We start from the raw sequence: 21014 nt of genomic DNA, 5'->3' as shown, positions 1-21014 counted from the left end.
CATTCGCCGGTGCGTCGGACAGCGCTGGGGGCTGGGGGCTGTTCACGGCCAGGCCGGGCCTCGGGCGGCGGTGCCTTGCGTTGCCCGAGGCCGGCCCGGCCGTCTTGAATGCACCGCCTTCCGGCACAGACGCGGCCGTTCGGCGGCCAGTACCGGCGGCTGCGTTCTCAACCTGCCGGGCTGTACGTGAAATGGGCCCTCTCACGTTGCTCGTTGGGTTGCCACTCGCGGGCGAGCCAAACGCGTCAAGACGGTTTCCGGGCCACATCGCCTTCTGGAGACCATCGGCAGCGGCCTGGCGGGGCCGCGGTGGGATTGTGGGCGGCTCGGGGCGGTCAGCGGCTGTGCCGCTGTGCCGCTGTGTCGCCGTGCCTGAGCCGCTCGTGCAGCCGTTCGGGTCAGCGGCGCAGTTGGGCGAGGATCGTCTTGCCTCCCCCGAGGTCGGCGGTGACGGTTACGTGCTCGGCCAGGCGGAGGACCATGGGCCAGCCGAAGCCGCCGGTGCCTCCGTTGAGGTCAGGGGTGCGTTGGCGCGGGGGGTGTGGGCTGCGGTCGCTGACGGCGACGCTGACCGTTTCCGGAGTGGCGCTGAGTTCGATGGTGTAGGGGCCGCCACCATGGCGCAGGGCGTTGGTGGCGAGTTCGCAGGTCACGAGGGCGAAGGCGCCCGCCGTCTCGGTGGCCGGGGGCGGGTCGAGGTTCTCGGCGAAGGCGCGGGCGATACCGCGGGCGCGGGGGATACCGGCGGGGCTGTGGCCTTCGAGGACAAGTGGTGTCGCGGTCGTTGCGGTATGGGCAGTTCGCGCTGTCTCCGTCTCACTCATGTGCTGTCACCCAGCCTGGTCGGTTGTCCTGACAGGCGGTCTTGTGCCCGTTCAGGCACCCTTCAACCAGTCAAGTAACTCTTCCGGGCGTATGCACTGAAGAACCTCTGCCACCACCGAGGATGGAAATCTGTGCCGCTGACGGTAGACATTGACTCCTGTCGGGATTAACGTTGTCCTGTAAGCACAGAGTCACGGAAGGGCGCGGCAGACATGAACTGCCGTGCATGAAAGGCGGCCGGCAGGCGAGTGGCGGCGCATGGCAGATGCCCCACCGCCGACCGAGCCGGGACGGCCCCCAGTGGCCGTCGAGCAACACCCGCAACACCGCAAGATCCGGCAGAACCGGAGAGATCGGAAAGAGGAAAGGAGCAGCAGACGCCATCAGGATCGCCCGGGCGAGGACGTATACCGCCCGGGTACCGCAGACCCCGATTGGAAGGTGGTCCCCGGTCACACACCGCGATCCCCGCGTCTTCGCCCGGTGGGGCGGAGCAGCGGAAATGAAGGCCGGCTGATCAGTCGGCAGATGGTGTTGAACGCTCGGGGCCCGGGTGCCGGTACTGGCATCCGGGCCCCTCGATGCGCCCCCGGAAGAAGAGGTCTATGCCCGCTCGCAGTACCCGCCCCGTCGACAGCCTCGACGACGATGACTACCCCGCCTACACCATGGGCCGGGCCGCCGCCATGCTCGGCACCACACCCGCCTTTCTCCGCTCCCTCGACGAGCATCGCCTGATCACCCCCCTGCGCTCGGAGGGCGGCCATCGCCGCTACTCCCGCTATCAGCTGCGCATCGCGGCCCGTGCCCGCGAACTGGTCGATGCCGGCACCCCGGTGCAATCCGCCTGCCGTATCGTCATTCTCGAAGACCAACTCGAAGAAGCCCAGCGCATCAACGAGGAACTGCGCGCCCAGGCGCAGCGGAGGACCTCGGCCTGACCCCGCGGTGCGGGCGGACCGGCGGCCTTCTGCCAACCCGGCCAGGGATGTCGGCTTCTACCGTGCAGAAATCCTTACGAATGCTCCATCGTGGGCTCCTCCGATCGTGGCCCACCGAGTCCAGGTGGTTTCCACCCGGACTCATCGGCAATGCATCCTCATCGAGGACACCGGAACGCGGGTGTCCTCAGGCAGTGACGGCCCGGGGAACCGGTGCATCGCCGTCCCCCGCGTTCCCCCGGGCCATGCCTCGGGGATAACTGACGAGCCTGCGCCCTGCACAGCAGCGGTGCAGGCTCGTCAGTAGTATCCGGCCCCCACCTCGGGGCGCACAACGTGAGTGCCTGCCCACGGTCGGGCGGGTGTCGCTCGCTGCGGCGTCAGAAGGGCCAACCCTCAGTCAGCAGTTGGGTGTGGGCGGAGAGAGGCAGATTCTTGGTCGCGTCGTCGGTGGCGGGGATACCTGCCGGGGCACGGTGCGACTGGTGATGCGGTAGCGGTCCCGGCTGACGCCCGTATGGGGCAGGAGTCGGACGGTGACGGGCCCGGTAACCGTTCGCACGCCACGATGACACCAGCCCCGGCCGCCACGGCAAACCCTGATCGCCACACTGGCCTGACCCACGACCGGATGAAAGGGCGATTGAGGTGCTGGATTCATCGTTGCGGTACGGCAGCGGAACTACGTAGGGCCCCACCGCCGAGGCGGTGGGGCCCTACGTTCAGCCCGGTGAGAGCTGGGCGGAGGATACGAGATTCGAACTCGTGAGGGGTTGCCCCCAACACGCTTTCCAAGCGTGCGCCCTAGGCCACTAGGCGAATCCTCCGCCGCAAACTGTACAAGACCTTGGGGAGTGCTCGCGAACTCGTATCCGGGGGCGGGTGGGGGGCGGGGGTGGAGGTCGAACGGGGGGCGGGGGATCGGGTAGGCTGGCGACAGCCCCTCACGTGGCGCTAACTGACTGAACTCCCCCAGGGCCGGAAGGCAGCAAGGGTAGGTCGGCTCTGGCGGGTGCGTGGGGGGCGTTTGCGTGGGCCGCCGGGGGTGAGCCGCTTCGGGGGTGGGCCGCTTGTCGGTGGTGGCCTATATCGTCGGGGGTGTGTCGTCCCTCGCCCTGTATCGCCGCTATCGCCCCGAGACCTTCGCCGAGGTCATCGGGCAACAGCATGTGACCGACCCGCTTCAGCAGGCGCTGCGCAACAACCGGGTCAACCACGCTTACCTCTTCAGTGGCCCGCGCGGCTGTGGGAAGACGACCAGCGCGCGCATTCTGGCCCGGTGCCTCAACTGCGAGCAGGGGCCCACCCCCGCGCCCTGCGGGGAGTGCCAGTCGTGCCGTGATCTCGCGCGGAACGGGCCGGGATCGATCGACGTGATCGAGATCGACGCCGCCTCGCACGGTGGTGTGGACGACGCCCGAGAGCTGCGGGAGAAGGCGTTCTTCGGGCCCGCCTCGAGCCGGTACAAGATCTATATCGTCGACGAGGCGCACATGGTGACCCCGGCCGGGTTCAACGCGCTGCTGAAGGTCGTCGAGGAGCCGCCCGAGCACCTGAAGTTCATCTTCGCGACGACGGAGCCGGAGAAGGTCATCGGGACCATTCGGTCGCGTACGCACCATTACCCGTTCCGCCTCGTACCGCCGGGTACGTTGCGTGACTACCTGGCCGACGTGTGTGAGCGGGAGCAGATCCCGGTCGAGGACACGGTCCTGCCGCTGGCCGTACGGGCCGGTGCCGGCTCGGTGCGGGACTCGATGTCGGTGATGGACCAGTTGCTCGCCGGGGCCGGTGAGGACGGTGTGACATATGCCATGGCGACCTCGCTGCTGGGCTACACCGACAGCGCCCTGCTGGACGACATCGTCGACGCGTTCGCCGCGGGGGACGGGGCGCGGGCCTTCGAGATCGTCGACCGCGTCATCGAGGGCGGACACGATCCCCGCCGGTTCGTCACCGACCTGCTGGAACGGCTGCGGGATCTGGTGATCCTCGCCGCCGTGCCGGACGCCGTCGAGAAGACGCTGATCGACGCGCCGGGAGATGTGGTCGAGCGGATGCGGGCCCAGGCTTCGGTCTTCGGCGCCGCCGAGCTGAGCCGCGCCGCCGACATCGTCAACACCGGGTTGACGGAGATGCGGGGGGCCACCGCTCCCAGATTGCAGCTCGAGCTGATCTGCGCCCGCGTGCTGCTGCCCGCCACGTACGGGGACGAGCGCTCCGTGCAGGCCCGGCTGGACCGCTTGGAGCGGGGCGTCGCGGGGGCCGCGTTGAGCGGGGCAGGGGCGGCCCCCGCCGCTGCCCCTGTCCCCGGCCCTGGGCCTGTCCCCGCCCCCGCCCCCGGGCCTGGTGGCGGTCCTGTCCCCGGCTCCGGTGTGGGGCCCGGTGACGGTGCGCCCGGTGGCCCGGCCGGTGGCGGTCCCGGTGGTGGCGTCGGTGCCGTGCCTGCGGGGGTGCCGTCCGAGGGGGGCGCCGAGCCCGTCGCCGAGCCCTCAGCCGGGTCGGCGCAAGACCACGGGCAAGCGCCCGCGCAGGCTCCCGTACCGCCTGCGCCTGGTTCGGCTCCGCACGCGGCTCCCGGCGCTGAGCCCGGGCGACGGCCCGGCGCCTGGCCGGGCGGCACTGGGCCGGGCGGCACTGGGCCCGGAGGTGCAGGGCCCGGCGGTGCAGGTTCGGGGGACTCCGGGCGGCGGCCCGGTGCCTGGCCGGCCACGGCCGGTCCGTCGAGCGGTGGCGGCCCCGCCACGCCCGCGTCCGCTCCTGCGGCGTCCACCGGCCCCTCCCCGACCGGCCCCGCACCCGCCGCCTCGGCACCGTCTGCCTCGGCACCGTCCGCATCTGCCGCCCCTCCCGCGAACGGGGCATCCCCGGCAGGTGCTCCCGCGGGTGGCGGCGATCCCGCGCAGGTGCGGCAGATGTGGCCGCAGATTCTGGAGGCCGTCAAGAACAGGCGGCGCTTCACCTGGATTCTGCTCAGCCAGAACGCGCAGATCGTCGGCTTCGACGGCAAGACGCTCCAGATCGGCTTCCCCAACGCGGGTGCGCGCGACAGCTTCGCCAACGGCGGCAGCGACGAGGTGCTGCGGCAGGCGCTCGGAGACGCGCTGGGAGTGCAGTGGCAGGTCGAGGCCATCGTCGATCCGTCCGGCGGCGGGGGCGGTGGCGGCGGCCAGGGCGGTGGTGTCGGGGGCCCTAGCGGGCCGGGCTCCGGGTACGGCGCGGGGTCCGGGGCAGGGTTCGGTGCCGGTGCCGGTGCCGGTGCCGGTGCCGGTGCCGGTGCCGCGGGAGGCGGCGTAGGAGGCGGTGCGGCAGGCGCGCGGAGCGCGATGACAGCGCCCGCTCCCGCACAGGCACCGCCCCAGCAGTGGTCGGCGCCCGCGGCCACCCCGGAGGCGCCCGCCTCCGCGCCCGGCGCGTCGGGTGCACCGGGTGCACCCGGTGGGAGGGGACGCGTCGTCGACCCCTCGGGGGCTCCCTCCCGGTCGTCGGTGCCGGCACAGCCCCCGGGGCCGGAAGCCTCCCGCCCGGCCTCCCCGCCGTCGGGCTTCGGCGGGCCGGAGGACGACATGCCCGCCGAGGACGACCCCGACCTCGACGAATCGGCTCTCTCGGGCCACGACCTGATCGTCCGGGAGCTGGGTGCGACGGTGATCGAGGAGTTCCAGCACGACTGACGGTCGCCCGTCGTCTCCCGCCCGCCGGAGGGGAGCGCGGGGGCGGAGTGCGAGGAGGGGCAGCCCGTCAAGGGCTGAGCACGTAGGCTCGGAGCGGTGAAGAGGCGTCTAGTGAGCCAGGAGCAATCGTGATTCCCGGTGGTGGGCAGCCTGACATGCAGCAGTTGCTGCAGCAGGCGCAGAAGATGCAGCAGGATCTGGCGGCGGCGCAGCAGGAGCTGGCCGAGGCTTCCGTCGAGGGCACGGCGGGCGGCGGCCTGGTGAAGGCGACCGTCAATGGTTCCGGTGAGCTCCAGGGGCTGGTCATCGACCCGAAGGCGGTGGACCCGGAGGACACCGAGACCCTCGCCGACATGGTGCTCGCGGCGGTCCGCGATGCGAACAGCGCGGCCGCCTCGCTCCAGCAGGAGAAGCTGGGCCCGCTCGCGCAGGGCATGGGCGGCATGCCCGGTCTGTCGCTCTGACAGAGCGGCCGCTCCGCTGCGGCGGCCGCTCTGCGGGGCGGCCGTCCGGGCAGCGGGCGGCCCCGGCCGCCCGCGCTTCCGGCCCCACGGCCCGGCGCACCACCAGGCTCCCAGGCCCAGCAGGCCCCCAGGCCGCAGAAGCCCGCGAGCGCCACAGCCCGGGAATGCCGTCCGGCCCCCCGGTGCGGCGGGCAAGGGCTGGTCGGCGGCTAGTGGTGGCCCCAGCGGGCCACTAACGTACTCAGAGGACGAACAGAGAAGCAGGCGGGAGCCATCCGTGTACGAAGGCGTGGTCCAGGACCTCATCGACGAGTTGGGCAGGCTGCCCGGCGTCGGTCCCAAGAGCGCGCAGCGGATCGCTTTCCACATCCTGCAGGCCGAGCCCGCCGACGTACGCCGGCTCGCCAGCGCGCTGACCGAGGTCAAGGAGAAGGTCAGATTCTGTGCGGTGTGCGGCAACGTCGCCCAGGAGGAGCAGTGCCGGGTCTGTCTCGATCCGCGCCGTGATCCTTCGATCATCTGTGTGGTCGAGGAGCCCAAGGACGTCGTGGCGATCGAACGGACCCGCGAGTTCCGGGGCCGGTACCACGTGCTGGGTGGGGCGATCAGCCCCATCGAGGGCGTCGGCCCCGACGATCTGCGGATAAGGGAGCTGCTCTCCCGCCTCGCCGACGGGACGGTCACCGAGCTGATCCTCGCCACGGACCCCAACCTCGAGGGTGAGGCGACGGCCACGTATCTCGCGCGGATGGTCTCCGCGATGGGGCTGAAGGTGACGCGGCTGGCGAGCGGACTTCCCGTCGGGGGAGACCTGGAGTACGCGGACGAGGTCACTCTGGGGCGGGCCTTCGAGGGAAGGCGGCTTCTCGATGTGTGAGCCCGTATCCGTGACGCACGAGCCCGTGCGAGCCTGTGCGAGCCGAGGGCCGCAGGAGCCCACAGGGGAGAGGTTGCCCGATGTCTGACGCGACGCTGAACTCCATCAAGAACAACCCCGACGACTTCGCCGTCCAGATCAGCGACCAGATCGAGAGCTTCATCGTCTCGGTCACCGAGGTCGCCAAGGGCGACGACCCGGACAGCGCCGTTCCCTACCTCCTGCTGGAGGTCTCGCAGCTCCTCCTCGCGGGCGGCCGGCTGGGCGCCCACGAGGACATCGTCCCGGACGAGCGGTACGAACCGGATGTCGGTCCCGAGCCCGACGTGGACGAGCTGCGCGAGCGGCTCGCCGCGCTGCTGGACCCGGTCGACGTCTACTCGGAGGTCTTCGACCCGTACGTGCCGCGCTCGGCTCCCGTCGCGTGCCGGATCTCCGACGATCTCTCGGACGTGCTGACCGACCTGCGGCACGGTATGGCCCACTACCGCGCGGGCCGGGTGAGCGAAGCGCTGTGGTGGTGGCAGTTCTCCTACCTCTCCAACTGGGGCCCGACCGCCTCGGCCGCGCTGCGTGCCCTCCAGTCGCTGGTGGCGCACGTCCGGCTGGACAAGCCGCTCGACGAGCTCGACGGCCTGGACACCGACAGCAACGCGGCCGAGGAGGACGGCTCACTGGAGGCGGAGGCGGGCGCCGTGATGGCCGCCGAGATCGCCGAACCACTGGGGCTCAAGAACGCCTGAGGCCGCCCTCAGTCACGCAGGCGCCCTCAGTCGCGCAGGATGCCCGCCCCTCGCGCGTCGGACAGCCAGGAGGGGAACTCGCTCATCAGGTTCCGGTAGAGGGCGTCGTCGGAGAGGCTGCGGGGCGAGGGGCCCGCGGGGAAGAAGCCGGCGTTGTCCACCGGGCGCCGGCCGGGGACCGGGAGTTCGTCGAGCCTGCGCAGGAAGTCGAACTGCTTGCTGTCCGGGTCGCCGAAGCCGACGAACTGCCAGAACAGCGGCAGCCGCGCCGCTGTGCACAGCACGTGCTCGGCCGCGGTACGGGACGAGGGGCCGCCGTCCGTCTGGAAGATCACCAGTCCGGGGTCGGTGGCGCCGGAGGCGGTGTAGTGGTCGATGACGGCCTGCATGGCCAGGTGGTAGTTGGTCCTGCCCATGTGTCCGAGGCTCTCGTGCAGCGCGCCGATGCGGTTCTCGTAGGCGTCCAGGCCGACCTCGGCCATGCCGTCCACCTCGGTGGAGAAGAAGACGACGGGAACGGTGCCGTCGTCGTCGAGGTTGGCGGAGAGCCCGAGTGTCTGCTCAGCGAGGTGCTGGACCGTGCCGTCCTTGTAGTACCGGCGCATGCTTCCCGAGCGGTCCAGGACCAGATAGACGGCGGCGCGCTGGTCACCCAGCCCGGCGCTCTCCAGGGAGTGGCGGGCGGTCTTGTAGAGGTCGACCAGTCCGGGTGCCCGGGAGGCGACCTTCCGCAGATCGACGGCGGGACCCCGGCCAGCCGTCCGTTTCACGTAATCGATGGCCATTCCGGCAGACTACGGAATCCCGCGCAGTGGAGTGACGCCGATCACAGCTTTGCTCGCATCGTGAACAGAGTCACGTTTCCGTGTCATTTCGGCCCTGGTGGGCAGGGGCTTCCGCGGACGGGACCGGGTTCCGTCCGGTCGTTAGACTGAGCCGACCAGTGGATCCCATCCTTCCGGGCAGCGTCGCACGGAGCGCCGGGGTCCCGGGAAATGATTCGAGGAGCGAGCACACGTGGGCCTTGTCGTGCAGAAGTACGGCGGCTCCTCCGTTGCCGATGCCGAGGGCATCAAGCGCGTTGCCAAGCGGATCGTCGAAGCCAAGAAGAACGGCAACCAAGTTGTCGTCGTGGTTTCGGCGATGGGTGACACGACGGACGAGCTGATCGATCTTGCCTCAGAGGTGTCTCCGGTCGCCTCCGGCCGCGAGTTCGACATGCTGCTGACCGCCGGAGAGCGGATCTCCATGGCCCTGCTGGCGATGGCGATCAAATCCCTCGGCCATGAGGCGCAGTCGTTCACCGGCAGCCAGGCGGGTCTGATCACCGACTCCGCGCACAACAAGGCGCGGATCATCGATGTGACCCCGGGGCGGATCCAGGACTCGGTCGACGAGGGCAATATCGCGATCGTCGCCGGCTTCCAGGGCGTCTCCCAGGACAGCAAGGACATCACCACCCTGGGCCGGGGCGGTTCGGACACCACGGCGGTGGCGCTGGCCGCGGCGCTGGGCGCCGAGGTCTGCGAGATCTACACCGATGTCGACGGTGTCTTCACCGCGGACCCGCGAGTGGTGAAGAAGGCGCGGAAGATCGACCGCATCTCCTTCGAGGACATGCTGGAGCTGGCATCGTCCGGCTCCAAGGTGCTGCTGCACCGCTGCGTCGAGTACGCGCGCCGCTACAACATCCCGATCCACGTGCGGTCTTCCTTCTCCGGCCTGAAGGGTACGTGGGTCACGAACGAGCAGCCGGACGGGCAAGGGGAAGAGTCGATGGAGCAGGCGATCATCTCGGGTGTGGCACACGACACGTCCGAGGCCAAGGTCACGGTCGTCGGGGTGCCGGACAAGCCGGGCGAGGCCGCGGCCCTCTTCCGCGCCGTCGCGGAGGCCGAGATCAACCTCGACATGGTGGTCCAGAACGTCTCCGCTGCCTCAACGGGCCTGACCGACATCTCCTTCACGCTGCCCAAGACCGAGGGCAAGAAGGCCATCTCCGCGCTGGAGAAGGTGCAGGGCACCGTCGGCTTCGACTCGCTGCGCTACGACGACCAGATCGCGAAGATCTCCCTCGTCGGCGCGGGGATGAAGACCAACCCGGGCGTGACGGCCACCTTCTTCGAGGCGCTGTCGAACGCCGGGGTCAACATCGAGCTGATCTCCACCTCGGAGATCCGGATCTCGGTCGTCACCCGCGAGGAGGCCGTGGGCGACGCGGTGCGCGCGGTCCACTCGGCGTTCGGCCTGGACAGCGACTCGGACGAGGCTGTCGTCTACGGCGGTACGGGTCGCTGATGGCTGGGCTCCGGCCGGGGAGTTCTTGCCTGCGCCCCTGACCGGGGCCCCTGGTCACGACGGCGTCCGCTGACGGACAATGGCGCTCCCCGCCCCTGCAACCGGCAGGCAGGCGGGGAGCGTCTTTGTGCCTCCAGGGCCTGACGCGCAGGGGGAGCGCGGCCGACGGCTTGGGCGACACGCGACGTTCACGAAGACTGAGAGATGTGTGTATGACGGCATGTGGTGTGTTTTCGCGCACAGTGCCTGTCGCGTACAACCCTGACGGGGGGAAACGTGTCAAACAGGCGTGGCAGAGGTACTCGGAATCGCAACGGCCCCTGGTCGCCCTGGCCCCGGTGTGGGAGGGCTGCCGGTGGCCGGAGGCATGCCTGTGATCGCGCCGTGGCCGGCCCCGCGCCCCTCGCGTCCGCTCACCCAGCATGGGGACGCTGACGAGGCGATGGCACATGGCACCACAGTCGACCATCTGACCGAGACCTACCGCGCCCACTACAAGTCCCTGCTCGGGCTCGCGGCGCTCCTGCTCGACGACACCGCCTCGTGCGAGGACGTCGTCCAGGAGGCGTTCATCCGCGTCCACTCGGCGCGCAAGCGCGTCCGGGACCCCGAGAAGACCCTCGCCTATCTCAGGCAGACGGTCGTGAATCTGTCCCGCTCCGCACTGCGCCGCCGCATTCTCGGGCTCAAGCTGCTCTCCAAGCCGATGCCCGACATGGCGAGCGCGGAAGAGGGGGCCTACGAACAGCTCGAACGGGATCAGTTGATACAGGCGATGCGCGGCTTGCAGCGGCGCCAGCGCGAAGTGCTGGTGCTGCGGTACTTCGCGGACATGACCGAGGCTCAGGTGGCCGAGGTGCTCGGGCTCTCCCTCGGCTCCGTGAAGGCGTACGGGTCGCGCGGTATCGCCGCCCTGCGCACCGCCATGGAGTCGGCGTCATGAGTGAGGGACTGGGTCTCCCCGGCGGCGAGGAGCCGCGTGAGCAGCACACGCCGCGTGCCGGGACGGACGGGCCTGCCGGGACGGACGGGCCTGACGGGAAGGGCGGGAAGGACCGGGCGGAGGAGGGCGCCGCGGGCGCCGCGGGCGCCGAGATCCAGGAGCGGCCCGGGGCGGACGCCAAGGCGGCAGCCGCCTCCGAGGACGAAGACGCCACCCGGGAAGCGGCGCCCGGGGAGATGTCGCTGGACCTCTTCGACGAGTCCGAGCTCAGCTCCGAGGAGGAGGTCCTGCGGGGGCTGCTGCACAACAGCGTCCGCGGCATCGAGCCGCCCGCCGACAGCCTCGACCGCACGCTCGACCATCTGCGCCGCGCGGTGCCGGCCCGGCGCGCGCACCGCCGTCAGGCGCTGGTCGGCGGGGTGGCAGCGGCGCTCGTCGCGGTCGTCGGAGTGCCCGCGCTCTTCTACGGCGGTGTGCCCGGCGTCGGCGGCGACGACCACCCGCTGAGCGCGGCCAGCACCCACGGCCAGACGCGCGGGCCCGACGCGGGCTCGGGCGGGAACGGCGGCAAGGGCGAGGGCGAGCACGACGGCGGCAAGGAGAAGGGCAAGGACAAGGGCGGCAAGGGCGGCTCGGAGGCCCGGCCCTCGCCGTCCGGCGGCCCGGGGGACAGCGTCGATCCCAACCAGAGCCTCAGCGCCAGCGCACCCACCTGCGGCAGCGAGCAGCTCGGCGGCGGCTCGTCGCAGTCGGGAGTGCCCGACAGCAACGGCACCGTCTACGGCAGCTTCCGGGTGGCGAACGTCTCCGGTGACGCCTGCACGGTCCAGGGCGAGGGCGTCGTCGGCGCCTCCGTGGAGGGCGGCGGCTCCGGCCAGGTGGTGGTCGTCGACCACACGCCGGGCGACCCGGCACCCGGCCTCGGCGACCCGGCGGCGGCGCGGGACGAGCTGGTGCTGCGGCCGGGACAGTCGTATGTGGTGAAGTTCGCCTTCGTGCCCAGCGGAAGCTGCAGCTCGCCCACGCCGCAGGGTGGCCGGTACGAGGGCGACACCTCGGGTTCCACGGGAGCCGGTCCCGATGACGGGTCCGGGGACGCCGGTGGCAGCGACGGCTCGGGCGGCGGCACCGGAACGCCCGGCGAGAGCGACGGCGGCAGCGGTGACCCCGGTGGCGGCGACACCCAGGTCGTGGTCTCGCACACCCCGGAGGGCGGCGCTCCGGTGGCAGGCACCCGCGTCCCGGGCGCCTGCGGGAGCGGCACCGTCTACCGCACGGGAGTCATCCCGCAGGGCTGACGAGGGGGTGCCCGTCGGTGGCGAGGGGGTGCCCCTTGCCAGGGGCGGCACCGCGTGGTCGTACTGTGGTGGCGTGTACCGGTTTTTGCTGACCCCGCGATGGTGGGCGATCAACATCTTCGCCGTGTTGGCGATTCCGGTCTGCGTGCTGATGGGCAGCTGGCAGCTCAGCCGTTTCGACGACCGGGTGGACCGGCACCAGGAGCAGCAGGAGCAGTCGGGCACCGGTGCGCGCGCCGCGGCGCGCCCGCTGGAGAAGCTGCTGCCGGTCACCCAGGACACGGTGGGCCGCACGGCCGAGGTGACGGGCCGGTTCGATACGGCGCACCCGCTCCTCGTGCCGGACCGCACGGTCGAGGGGAAGCGCGGTTTCTATGTGCTGTCCCTGTTGCGCACCGGCCAGACGAACGGCGGCCAGACGAACGGCGGCAAGGCCCTTCCCGTCGTACGCGGTTGGCTGCCGGGTGAGCCGGACCCGGACCGGGTGCCGGCGGCGCCGAAGGGGAAGGTCACGGTGCGGGGCGTGCTCCAGGCGCCGGAATCGCACAGCGACGCCGGCCAGGGCGCCTCGGGCGGGCTGCCCGACGGGCAGCTCGGCTACGTCAGTGCGGCCACGCTCGTCAACGTCGTCCCGTACGACGTCGAGGAGGCATGGATCACCGAGCAGCGGACCGAGCGGCCGCTGAGGCCGGTGCCGCCGGTCGCGCCCGACAACACCGGCCTCGATATGAAGGCGTTCCAGAACCTGGGCTACACGGCACAGTGGTTCGTGTTCGCCGGGTTCGCCGTCTTCATGTGGTTCCGCTTCTTCCGCCGGGAGGCGGAGATGGCCAAGGACGCGGCGCTGGGCCTCATCCCCGGGGACCGGCCGGACGGTCCGGAAGCGGATGCCGGCCCTCCCGGTCCGTCGTCGGAAGGTGCCGCAGCGCGAAATCGATCTCCAGCCTGACCTGCTTGATCCGCTCCTCCACGACGAGCGAGCCGTGGCCCGCGTCGTAGCGGTACACCTCGTGCGGGTGGCCGCGCTCCGCCAGCTTGTCGACGTAGTTCTCCACCTGCCGGATCGGGCAGCGCGGGTCGTTGACGCCGGCTGAGATGTAGACGGGAGCGCGCACCTTGTCGACGTACGTCAACGGCGAGGACGCCGCGAAGCGCTCCGGCACCTCCTCGGGGGTGCCGCCCAGCAGCGTGCGGTCCATCGACTTCAGCGCCTCCATCTCGTCGTGGTAGGCGGTGACGTAGTCCGCGACCGGGACGGCGGCCAGCCCGAGCGCCCACGCCTCCGGCTGGGTGCCCAGGCCGAGGAGGGTGAGGTAGCCGCCCCAGGAGCCGCCGGCCAGCACCAGCCGGTCGGGGTCGGCGAGGCCGGAGTCGACGGCCCAGGCGCGGACGGCGTCGATGTCCTCCAGTTCGATCAGGCCGACGCGGTGTTTGAGCGCGTCGGTCCAGGCGCGGCCGTATCCGGTGGACCCCCGGTAGTTGACCCGTACGACGGCGAAGCCGTGGTCGACCCAGGCGGCGGGCTGCGCGGCGAACGAGTCGCTGTCGTGGTGGGTGGGGCCGCCGTGCACCTCGAAGACGGTGGGGAAGGGGCCGTCCCCGGCCGGCTTCTGCACCAGCGCGTGCACGGCGCCGCCGGGCCCCTCGACCCAGGCGTCCTCGACCGGCACGGAGCGCGGGGCCTTCATCCCTGGGGGGTCGAGCACGGCCGAGCCGGAGGTGGATCGGACCTGCGGCGGTTCGGCGGCCGACGACAACAGGTACTCCACCGTGCCGTCGGGCCGGGCCGTGGCGCCCATGACGGACCCGGGGGGTGTCTCGATACGGGTCCGCTTGCCGTCGGCCAGGTCGTAGCGGAACAGCTCGTCGCGGGCCTGGTGGCTGTGCGCGATCAGCAGCGCTGAGGCGTCCGGATACCACTCGGCTGCGACGTCGCCGGGCAGCTCCAGGTCCAGCTCCGTGGTGGTGCCGACGACCGGGTCCCAGACCATCGGCTCCCACCGGCCGCGCCGCTGGTGGCCGACGAGCAGCCGAGGGTCGCCGTCGACGGGCGCGAAGCCCAGCACGGTCAGGCCCAGGTCCTTGGTGCCGCCCTCGCTGTCGTCCAGCTCGGCGACGGTCGAGCCGTCGGGCCGCACCACGCGCAGCGCCGAGTGCATGGCGTCACCGTGCTCGGTGTGTTCGATCACCAGCAGCGTGCTGTCGTGTGAGAGATCGCCCACACCGGCCGACTCGCTGTGCCGGTAGATCTCCACGGGCGGTTTGGGCGCTCCGGAGGCGGGGCGCAGTACGTGGATGGTGGAGCCGTCCTCGTCGGTGGAGCGGCCGACGACGACGGTGCCGTCCCGGCCGATCGCCAGCCCGGCCGGGTAGGCGGGGTCCAGGCCCTCGACGGCGACCGTGTCGGGGCCGCCCCCGAAGGGCTGGCGCATCCAGGTGCCGAACTCGTCGCCGTCGGTGTCGGAGAACCACCAGATCCACTCGCCGTCGGGCGTCAGGGTGCCGTCCGTCGTCCCGTTGGGGCGGTCGGTCACCTGTCGCTGTTCGCCGGTCGTACGGTCCCAGGCGTACAGCTCGAACGTGCCCGTCGCGTTCGATACGAACAGCGACCGGGCGGGTGCGTCCTCGGCCCACTCGGGCAGTGAGACGCGCGGCGCCCGGAACCGCTTCTCCCAGTCGGGCATGGCGTGGTCGGGCAGTGCGTTCTGATCCATGCGCCCCATTGTGGACCGGGACCGGTGGTCGGGGCGCGGGGCCGTGAACAGTACAGTTCGAGCGTCCGTGTTCGAGAGCCAGCGCGTGCCGTGAGGTGTCCGTGATGTCCCCCTCCGCCGCCGACCCGTCCCAGGCGGCGGCGCCGGTCACCGTCGTCGGCGTCGGGGCCGACGGCTGGTCCGGCCTCACCGAGCCGGCGCGTGAGGCGCTGCGCGCGGCCGAGGTGCTCATCGGGGGCCGCCGCCAGCTCGACCTGCTGCCGCCACTGGAGTGCGCGGGGGAGCGGGTGGCCTGGCCTTCCCCGCTGCGTCCCGCCGTCCCCGGGCTGTTCGCCGAGCACGCCGGGCGCCGGATCGCGGTCCTGGCCAGCGGCGACCCGTACTTCTACGGCATCGGCCGCACGCTGACCGAAGCGCTCCCGCACGTCTCCCTCCGGGTGCTGCCGCACCCCTCGTCGGTCAGTCACGCGTGCGCCCGGCTGGGCTGGGCGCTGGAGGAGTGCGAGGTCGTCAGCGCCGTCGGCCGGCCGCTCGCCCGGCTCGCTGCCACGCTGCACCCCGGGCGGCGGCTGCTGATCCTCAGCGCCGGGCCCGGCACCGCAGGCGAGGTCGCGGCGCTGCTGCGGGAACACGGCTTCGGGCCGAGCAGGATGCGGGTGCTGGAACAGCTCGGTGGCGCGGCTGAGCGCTCCTTCGAGGGGACGGCCGGCGACTGGGCGCATCCGCCGGGCGACCCCCTCAACATCGTCGCGGTGGAATGCGCGGCGGCACCTGACCGGTTGCGGCTCGGCGCCGTGCCGGGGCTGCCGGATGCCGCCTACGAACACGACGGGCAGCTCACCAAGCGGTACGTACGCGCCGCCACGCTCGCCGCGCTGGCGCCCGCGCCCGGTGAACTGCTGTGGGACGTGGGCGGCGGCGCCGGTTCGATCGCGGTGGAGTGGCTGCGTACGCACCCTGCCTGCCGGGCGCTCACCGTGGAGCGCGACCCCGGGCGGGCCGCACGCATCGCCCGCAACGCGGACCGCCTGGGGGTGCCCTCGCTCCGCGTCGTCACGGGCAGGGCGCCGGATGCACTCGCCGGACTGCCCACGCCCGACGCCGTGTTCATCGGCGGCGGCCTGACCGCGCCCGGACTGCTGGACGTCTGCTGGGCGGCGCTGCCGGTGGGCGGCCGGCTGGTGGCCAACACCGTCACCCTGGAGTCGGAGGCGCTGTTGGTCGAGTGGTACCGGCGCTGCGGCGGCGAATTGGTGCGGCTCTCGGTGGCGCACGGGGCGCCGGTGGGCGGCTTCACGGGCTGGCGGCAGGCGATGCCGGTGACGCAATGGGCGGTGCGCAAGGGCGCCGGCCCGGAAGTGGGAGGGGACGTATGACGGTCTACTTCATCGGTGCCGGGCCCGGTGCCGCCGACCTGATCACGGTGCGAGGCGCCCGTACGCTCGCTGCCTGCCAGGTGTGCCTGTACGCGGGCAGCCTGGTGCCCCGCGAACTGCTCGCCGAGTGCCCGCCCGGGGCGCGCCTGGTCGATACGGCCCAGCTCGATCTGGACGCCATCACGGAAGAGCTGGTGCGTGCGGACGGCGAGGGGCTGGACGTGGCGCGGCTGCACTCCGGAGACCCGTCCGTCTTCAGCGCCGTCGCCGAGCAGATGCGGCGGCTGGACGCGGCGGGCGTGCCGTACGAGGTGGTACCGGGCGTACCGGCCTTCGCGGCCGCCGCCGCCGCGCTGAAGCGGGAGTTGACGGTGCCGACTGTGGGGCAGACCGTCGTGCTGACGCGCGTTGCGCGGCAGGCGACGCCGATGCCGGAGGGGGAGGACCTCGCCACGCTGGGGCGCAGCGGCGCGCTGCTGGTGCTGCACCTGGCGGTGCGGTACGTGGATGAGTTGGTGGCCGAGCTCGTCCCGCACTATGGCGGCGACTGCCCGGCGGCGGTTGTCGCCTTCGCCAGCCGACCGGAGGAGGTTGTTCTTCGGGGGACGTTGGCCGACATCGCGGAGCAGGTGCGGACCGCCGGCATCAGCAAGACCGCCGTCATCCTGGTGGGCCGCACGCTTGCGGCTTCGCACTTCCGGGACAGCCATTTGTACTCGGCGGAGCGCGAGCGGCACGTGTGCTGAGAGCCCCCTGGGACCTAGCGGATAGCGCTGCGGCCCACAATGGTGCCCCCGCGATCGATGCAGAGCACATCAACGGCGACGGGTGCCCCGCGCAGCACCGCGAGGGCTTCGTCGCGTGCGGCGGCGGCAACGAGATCGCCGAGCGGCACATCGGCGGCCGTACACAATTGCAGGGCCGCCAGCCCCGTGTTGGCCTCACGGATGCGCGCGGCCAGCTCCCCGTCGGCCCCTCCCGCAACGGCCAGCTCGGCGAGGAAACCCTTGTCCACCTGCGAGCGCTTCGAGTGCAGATCCATGTGCCCGGCCGCCAGCTTCGACAGCTTGGCGAAGCCCCCGCACAGGGTGAGCCGCTCCACGGGGTGGCGGCGTACGTACTTGAGCACGGCGCCCGCGAAGTCCCCCATGTCCAGCAGCGCGTCCTCGGGCAGCCCGTACTCGGCGACGACCGTCCGCTCCGAGGTCGAACCGGTGCAGCCGGCCACATGGGTGCGCCCCGCCGCGCGTGCCACATCCACGCCGCGCCGGATCGAGTCGATCCAGGCGGAGCACGAATAGGGGACGACGACCCCGGTCGTCCCGAGGATGGACAGCCCGCCGAGGATGCCGAGCCGGGGGTTCCAGGTGGAGCGGGCGATCTCCTCGCCGTTGTCGACCGACAGCGTGATCTCCACATCGCCGCTGCCGCCGTACTGCTCCGCGACACGCGCGATGTGCTCGCTCATCATCTGGCGCGGTACGGGGTTGACGGCGGGCTCACCCACGTCGAGGGGGAGTCCGGGGCGGGTGACGGTGCCCACGCCGGGTCCGGCGCGGAAGACGACGCCCGCGCCCGGCGCGAGGGGGCGCACGGTGGCGCGTACGAGGGCGCCGTGCGTGACATCGGGGTCGTCACCGGCGTCCTTGACCACGGCGGCGGTGGCGTACCCGGGCCGCGACTCCTCGTAGGCGAGGGCGAAGGCGGGGGTCTGTCCCTTGGGCAGGGTGATCGTCACCGGATCGGGGAAGTCGCCGGTCAGCAGCGCGGTGTAGGCGGCGGTCGTCGCCGCCGTCGCACAGGCGCCGGTCGTCCAGCCGGGCCGCAGCCCGGTGTGCTTGAGTTGGGCGTCGCGCCCGCCCTGGGCTCCGCCGCCTCCCGCCGCGTCACTCATACGCGTCACTCATGAAGGGAACCGAATGCTGTGCACGTGCTGATTCTCGGCGGTACGACGGAAGGCCGCCGCCTGGCGGAGCTGCTGTACGCCGACCCCGCCGTGCGGGTCACCAGCTCGCTGGCCGGGCGGGTCGCCAGTCCCCGGCTGCCCGCGGGCGAGGTGCGGATCGGCGGCTTCGGAGGCGTCCAGGGGCTGACGGAGTGGCTCCGTGCACACCGTGTGGACGTACTCATCGACGCCACCCATCCCTTCGCCGAGACGATCAGTTTCCACGCCGCGGAGGCCGCGGCCAGTGCCCATGTTCCCCTGCTCGCTCTCCGCCGTCCCGGGTGGGTGCCGAGTGCGGGCGACAATTGGCACATCGCGGATTCGCTGGGCGAGGCCGCGCGCCTGCTGCCCCGGCTGGGGCGGCGCGTCTTTCTGACGACGGGGCGGCTGGGGCTGAGCACCTTCGCCGGTCCTGGGAGCGACGACCTGTGGTTCCTGGCCCGCTCCGTCGACCCGCCGGAGCCCGGCAGACCGACCCCAGCGCGTATGGAGCTCCTCCTGGACCGGGGGCCGTTCACGCTGGAGGGCGAACGCGCGCTGCTGCGCGGTCACCGTATCGACGTGCTGGTCACGAAGGACAGCGGTGGCGAGGCCACCGCGCCCAAGCTGGTGGCGGCGCGGGAGGCGGGGCTGCCCGTCGTGGTCGTACGCCGTCCGCCGGTCCCGGCAGGGGTCCGGGTGGTGACGAGCCCGGAGGAGGCCGCGGAGGCGGTGGAGACGGAGGAGGCGGCGGATGTGGCGGAGGCCGTCCGTCGCCGCTAGGCCGGATTGTTATGCGTCATCAAAGGTGCGTTTCAGTAGGAAATCGGACTGCTGGTCCCATATCCGGCTTGACCGGGATCGGATACCAGGCAACGCTGAGCGGCCCACCCCCCCGCTCGGATCTCTCAAGAAGTTGGTATGCCCATGCGCACCTTCTCTTCGGCTTGCACGGTGGTGGCGGGGGTGGCGGTCTCGCTGCTCGTTGCTCCGGTGGCGCAGGCCACCCCGCCCGGTGACAACGGCACCGTGAAGATCCACGACGCCAAGACCGGCGAGATGCTCCGCAAGAACCAGCCCCATGTCTGCACCTTCTACCTCGACGCGTTCGGCTTCGACGGCCGGCAGCAGGTGGACTGGCGGATCGTCGAGATGCCGCCCACCGGAACGAAGGGCACCGTGGCCAAGAGCGACTCCCTGGCTCTCGACGGCGAAGGCCACGGCCGCAGCGCGGATCTGACCCTGCCGGACGGCCACTACAAGCTGATCTGGAACTTCGACGGCGAACACGGCCGCGCCAAGCACAAGGTCTTCTGGGCCGATTGTGAGGGTGACAAGGAGCCGGGCGGCGACCCGAGTGGTTCGCCGAGTGGTTCGCCGAGCGACGGGCCCAGTGAGAAGCCCTCCGCGGAGCCTTCGAAGCCCGCGGCTTCGACTTCGGCCTCGCCCTCGGCCTCCACCCCTGCCGGCTCGGGCCAGGACCCGTCCCCGGCTCCGTCGCCGAACGGTGGCGAGGGTGATCTCGCTGAGACGGGCACCTCGGTGGCCGTCGTCTCTGCGGCCGCAGCGCTGCTGCTGGGTGCCGGTGGCACGCTGCTGGTGCGGCGCCGCCGCCGGAGCTGACCGCCCCGCTCGTTCCGGTGAGGGGCTGCCCCTGACGGGGCGCACCCACGCGAGGGCAACCCTCAGCGGACCGGCAGGTGGCGCGGGCCGCGGACCAGGAGGCCGGGGCGGTAAGGGAGGGAGTCCGCGGGGGCTGCGAGGCCCACCTCATCGGGCAGCGCGGCGAACAGGCGGGGGAGGGCGACGGCCGCCTCCAGTCGGGCCAGCCGCGCCCCGGGGCAGATGTGCGGCCCGTGGCCGAAGCCCAGATGCGGGGCGGGGCGCCGGCCCTCCGCCAGATAGCGGGCGGGCCGGAAGCTGTCGGGCTCGGGGAAGTGCTCCGGGTCGCGGTTGGCGGCGGCCAACACGACCAGGACCGCCGCCTGCTCCGGCAGCACTGCCCCGGCCAGCTCCACCTGTTGCGTGGTGCGCCGCCATGTCGCCCCCTCCAGCGGGCTGTCGAAGCGGAGCGTCTCCTCCGTCACGGCCGCCCAGTACCGCGGGCCGCCGTCCCGGGCGGCGGCCCGCTGGTCGGGGTGGGTGAGCAGCAGCAGCGTCGCGGAGGCGAGCAGGTTCATCGTCGTCTCGTATCCGGCGAACAGCAGCAGGAACGCCATGGCGACCAGTTCGCCCTCGTCGAGACCGGGCACCAGGGCGCTGAACAGATCGTCGCCGGGGCGGCGCCGCTTGGCGGCGATCAGCTCCGTGAAGTACGCGTACAGCTCCCGCCACGCCTCCTCGACGGCGCCGGGGGGCAGCGCGTCGGCGGGGGAGCCCACCCGGTAGGTCCACTCACGCAGCTGGGTGCGGTCGGCCTCCGGTACGCCCAGCACGTCGGCGATCACCAGCACCGGCAGCGGGAAGGCGAACGCGTCCACCAGGTCGGCGGTCTTGCCGTCCGCCAGCTGCCGGGTGACATCGGCCACCAGCCCGTCCGCCAGCTCCTCGATACGCGGGCGCAGCGCGTCGACGCGGCGCGGGGTGAAGGCCCGGGTGACCAGGCGGCGCAGCCGTCGGTGGTCGGGCGCGTCCTGGTTGAGCATGTGCCGGGCCAGACACGCCTGCGCCCGGCGGGCCGGCGAGTCGGCACGCGGGCGCCCCGCTCCCCGGAGGGGGACGTTGGAGAACCGCGGATCGGCCAGCACGGCCCGCGCGGTCTCGTAACCGGTGACCAGCCAGGCGTGCGTTCCGTTGGCGAGCGCCACCCGCGTCGCGGCTCCTTTTGTGCGGAGTCGAGCGTAGTACGGGTAGGGGTCGCGAGCGAAGTCCGGGTCGGCCGGGTCCAGTGTTGCGGGCATACGCTCCATCTTTGCCGGGCGGACGACATCTGAGGAC

General features: G+C 72.0%; 18 protein-coding genes, 1 tRNA gene and 1 other RNA gene. 14 read left to right on the top strand and 6 right to left on the bottom strand.

Annotated features, from left to right (window positions below; all coding sequences use genetic code 11):
• Nucleotides 1-398 precede the first annotated feature (398 nt).
• The gene (locus JW592_RS18705) at nucleotides 399-824 is read right to left on the bottom strand and encodes an ATP-binding protein (RefSeq protein WP_209266265.1); all 426 of its coding nucleotides are present in this window, start codon (nucleotides 822-824) and stop codon (nucleotides 399-401) included.
• A gap of 606 nt (nucleotides 825-1430) precedes the next feature.
• Between JW592_RS18705 and JW592_RS18700 the strand changes: the two genes are divergently transcribed.
• A complete protein-coding gene (locus tag JW592_RS18700; protein WP_209266264.1) occupies nucleotides 1431-1766 on the top strand; it encodes a MerR family transcriptional regulator in 336 nt (111 codons plus the stop codon).
• Nucleotides 1767-2508: 742 nt separating this feature from the next.
• Here the strand turns inward: JW592_RS18700 and JW592_RS18695 are convergent.
• Nucleotides 2509-2593: transfer RNA gene (locus JW592_RS18695), tRNA-Ser, on the bottom strand.
• A gap of 109 nt (nucleotides 2594-2702) precedes the next feature.
• On the opposite strand from JW592_RS18695, the gene ffs reads away from it, so the two are divergent.
• From ffs to JW592_RS18670, 5 genes are all read left to right on the top strand, one after another.
• An RNA gene (gene ffs / locus JW592_RS18690) (signal recognition particle sRNA small type) lies at nucleotides 2703-2797 on the top strand.
• Nucleotides 2798-2866: 69 nt separating this feature from the next.
• Nucleotides 2867-5440, top strand: a complete 2574-nt coding sequence (locus JW592_RS18685; protein WP_209266263.1) for a DNA polymerase III subunit gamma and tau — start codon at nucleotides 2867-2869, stop codon at nucleotides 5438-5440.
• A 128-nt stretch (nucleotides 5441-5568) separates the two neighbouring features.
• Entirely contained in the window at nucleotides 5569-5904 is a 336-nt protein-coding gene (locus JW592_RS18680) for a YbaB/EbfC family nucleoid-associated protein (protein ID WP_209266262.1), read from the top strand.
• Between the two features lie 277 nt (nucleotides 5905-6181).
• Nucleotides 6182-6781: a recombination mediator RecR gene (gene recR / locus JW592_RS18675; protein WP_209266261.1), complete on the top strand. Its 600-nt coding sequence runs from the start codon at nucleotides 6182-6184 to the stop codon at nucleotides 6779-6781.
• An 80-nt stretch (nucleotides 6782-6861) separates the two neighbouring features.
• Nucleotides 6862-7524, top strand: a complete 663-nt coding sequence (locus tag JW592_RS18670) for a DUF5063 domain-containing protein (RefSeq protein WP_209266260.1) — start codon at nucleotides 6862-6864, stop codon at nucleotides 7522-7524.
• A gap of 26 nt (nucleotides 7525-7550) precedes the next feature.
• Here JW592_RS18670 and JW592_RS18665 read toward each other — a convergent pair whose 3' ends face one another.
• Nucleotides 7551-8309: a VWA domain-containing protein gene (locus JW592_RS18665; protein ID WP_209266259.1), complete on the bottom strand. Its 759-nt coding sequence runs from the start codon at nucleotides 8307-8309 to the stop codon at nucleotides 7551-7553.
• Nucleotides 8310-8541: 232 nt separating this feature from the next.
• Here JW592_RS18665 and JW592_RS18660 point away from each other — a divergent pair, with 232 nt between their 5' ends.
• The 4 genes from JW592_RS18660 (at nucleotide 8542) to JW592_RS18645 (ending at nucleotide 13012) form a co-directional block, all read left to right on the top strand.
• Nucleotides 8542-9822: an aspartate kinase gene (locus JW592_RS18660; RefSeq protein ID WP_209266258.1), complete on the top strand. Its 1281-nt coding sequence runs from the start codon at nucleotides 8542-8544 to the stop codon at nucleotides 9820-9822.
• Nucleotides 9823-10111: 289 nt separating this feature from the next.
• Nucleotides 10112-10765 (top strand): SigE family RNA polymerase sigma factor, encoded by a 654-nt coding sequence (locus JW592_RS18655; RefSeq protein ID WP_372446536.1) that lies wholly within the window; start codon nucleotides 10112-10114, stop codon nucleotides 10763-10765.
• Nucleotides 10762-12063, top strand: coding sequence for a hypothetical protein (locus JW592_RS18650; protein ID WP_209266257.1), 1302 nt, complete (start codon nucleotides 10762-10764; stop codon nucleotides 12061-12063). The genes JW592_RS18655 and JW592_RS18650 overlap by 4 nt, the downstream gene beginning before the upstream one ends.
• Before the next feature lie 73 nt (nucleotides 12064-12136).
• On the top strand, nucleotides 12137-13012 hold the full coding sequence (locus tag JW592_RS18645; protein ID WP_209266256.1) for an SURF1 family protein: 876 nt from the start codon (nucleotides 12137-12139) through the stop codon (nucleotides 13010-13012).
• Here the strand turns inward: JW592_RS18645 and JW592_RS18640 are convergent.
• A complete protein-coding gene (locus tag JW592_RS18640) occupies nucleotides 12915-14777 on the bottom strand; it encodes a S9 family peptidase (protein ID WP_209266255.1) in 1863 nt (620 codons plus the stop codon). The two genes, JW592_RS18645 and JW592_RS18640, sit on opposite strands and share 98 nt — an antisense overlap.
• 104 nt (nucleotides 14778-14881) lie before the next feature.
• On the opposite strand from JW592_RS18640, the gene cbiE reads away from it, so the two are divergent.
• Both cbiE and cobM read left to right on the top strand, forming a co-directional pair.
• The gene (gene cbiE / locus JW592_RS18635; RefSeq protein ID WP_209266254.1) at nucleotides 14882-16153 is read left to right on the top strand and encodes a precorrin-6y C5,15-methyltransferase (decarboxylating) subunit CbiE; all 1272 of its coding nucleotides are present in this window, start codon (nucleotides 14882-14884) and stop codon (nucleotides 16151-16153) included.
• On the top strand, nucleotides 16150-16899 hold the full coding sequence (gene cobM / locus JW592_RS18630) for a precorrin-4 C(11)-methyltransferase (RefSeq protein ID WP_209266253.1): 750 nt from the start codon (nucleotides 16150-16152) through the stop codon (nucleotides 16897-16899). Before cbiE ends, cobM begins: the two co-directional genes overlap by 4 nt.
• 14 nt (nucleotides 16900-16913) lie before the next feature.
• Here cobM and JW592_RS18625 read toward each other — a convergent pair whose 3' ends face one another.
• Complete coding sequence (locus tag JW592_RS18625; RefSeq protein WP_209266288.1) at nucleotides 16914-18047, bottom strand: cobalt-precorrin-5B (C(1))-methyltransferase; 1134 nt, start codon at nucleotides 18045-18047, stop codon at nucleotides 16914-16916.
• Nucleotides 18048-18077: 30 nt separating this feature from the next.
• Here JW592_RS18625 and JW592_RS18620 point away from each other — a divergent pair, with 30 nt between their 5' ends.
• Nucleotides 18078-18860, top strand: coding sequence for a cobalt-precorrin-6A reductase (locus tag JW592_RS18620; RefSeq protein ID WP_209266252.1), 783 nt, complete (start codon nucleotides 18078-18080; stop codon nucleotides 18858-18860).
• Between the two features lie 144 nt (nucleotides 18861-19004).
• A complete protein-coding gene (locus tag JW592_RS18615; protein ID WP_209266251.1) occupies nucleotides 19005-19700 on the top strand; it encodes an LAVTG motif-containing sortase-dependent surface protein in 696 nt (231 codons plus the stop codon).
• Between the two features lie 62 nt (nucleotides 19701-19762).
• Here the strand turns inward: JW592_RS18615 and JW592_RS18610 are convergent, their stop codons facing one another.
• Nucleotides 19763-20977 (bottom strand): cytochrome P450 family protein, encoded by a 1215-nt coding sequence (locus tag JW592_RS18610; protein ID WP_209266250.1) that lies wholly within the window; start codon nucleotides 20975-20977, stop codon nucleotides 19763-19765.
• Nucleotides 20978-21014: the final 37 nt, after the last annotated feature.

The organism is Streptomyces spirodelae (assembly GCF_017676385.1).
Classification (GTDB): Bacteria; Actinomycetota; Actinomycetes; order Streptomycetales; family Streptomycetaceae; genus Streptomyces; species Streptomyces spirodelae.
Note: the sequence above shows the minus strand (reverse complement) of the source record. Positions and strands in the feature narration are given on the sequence as shown.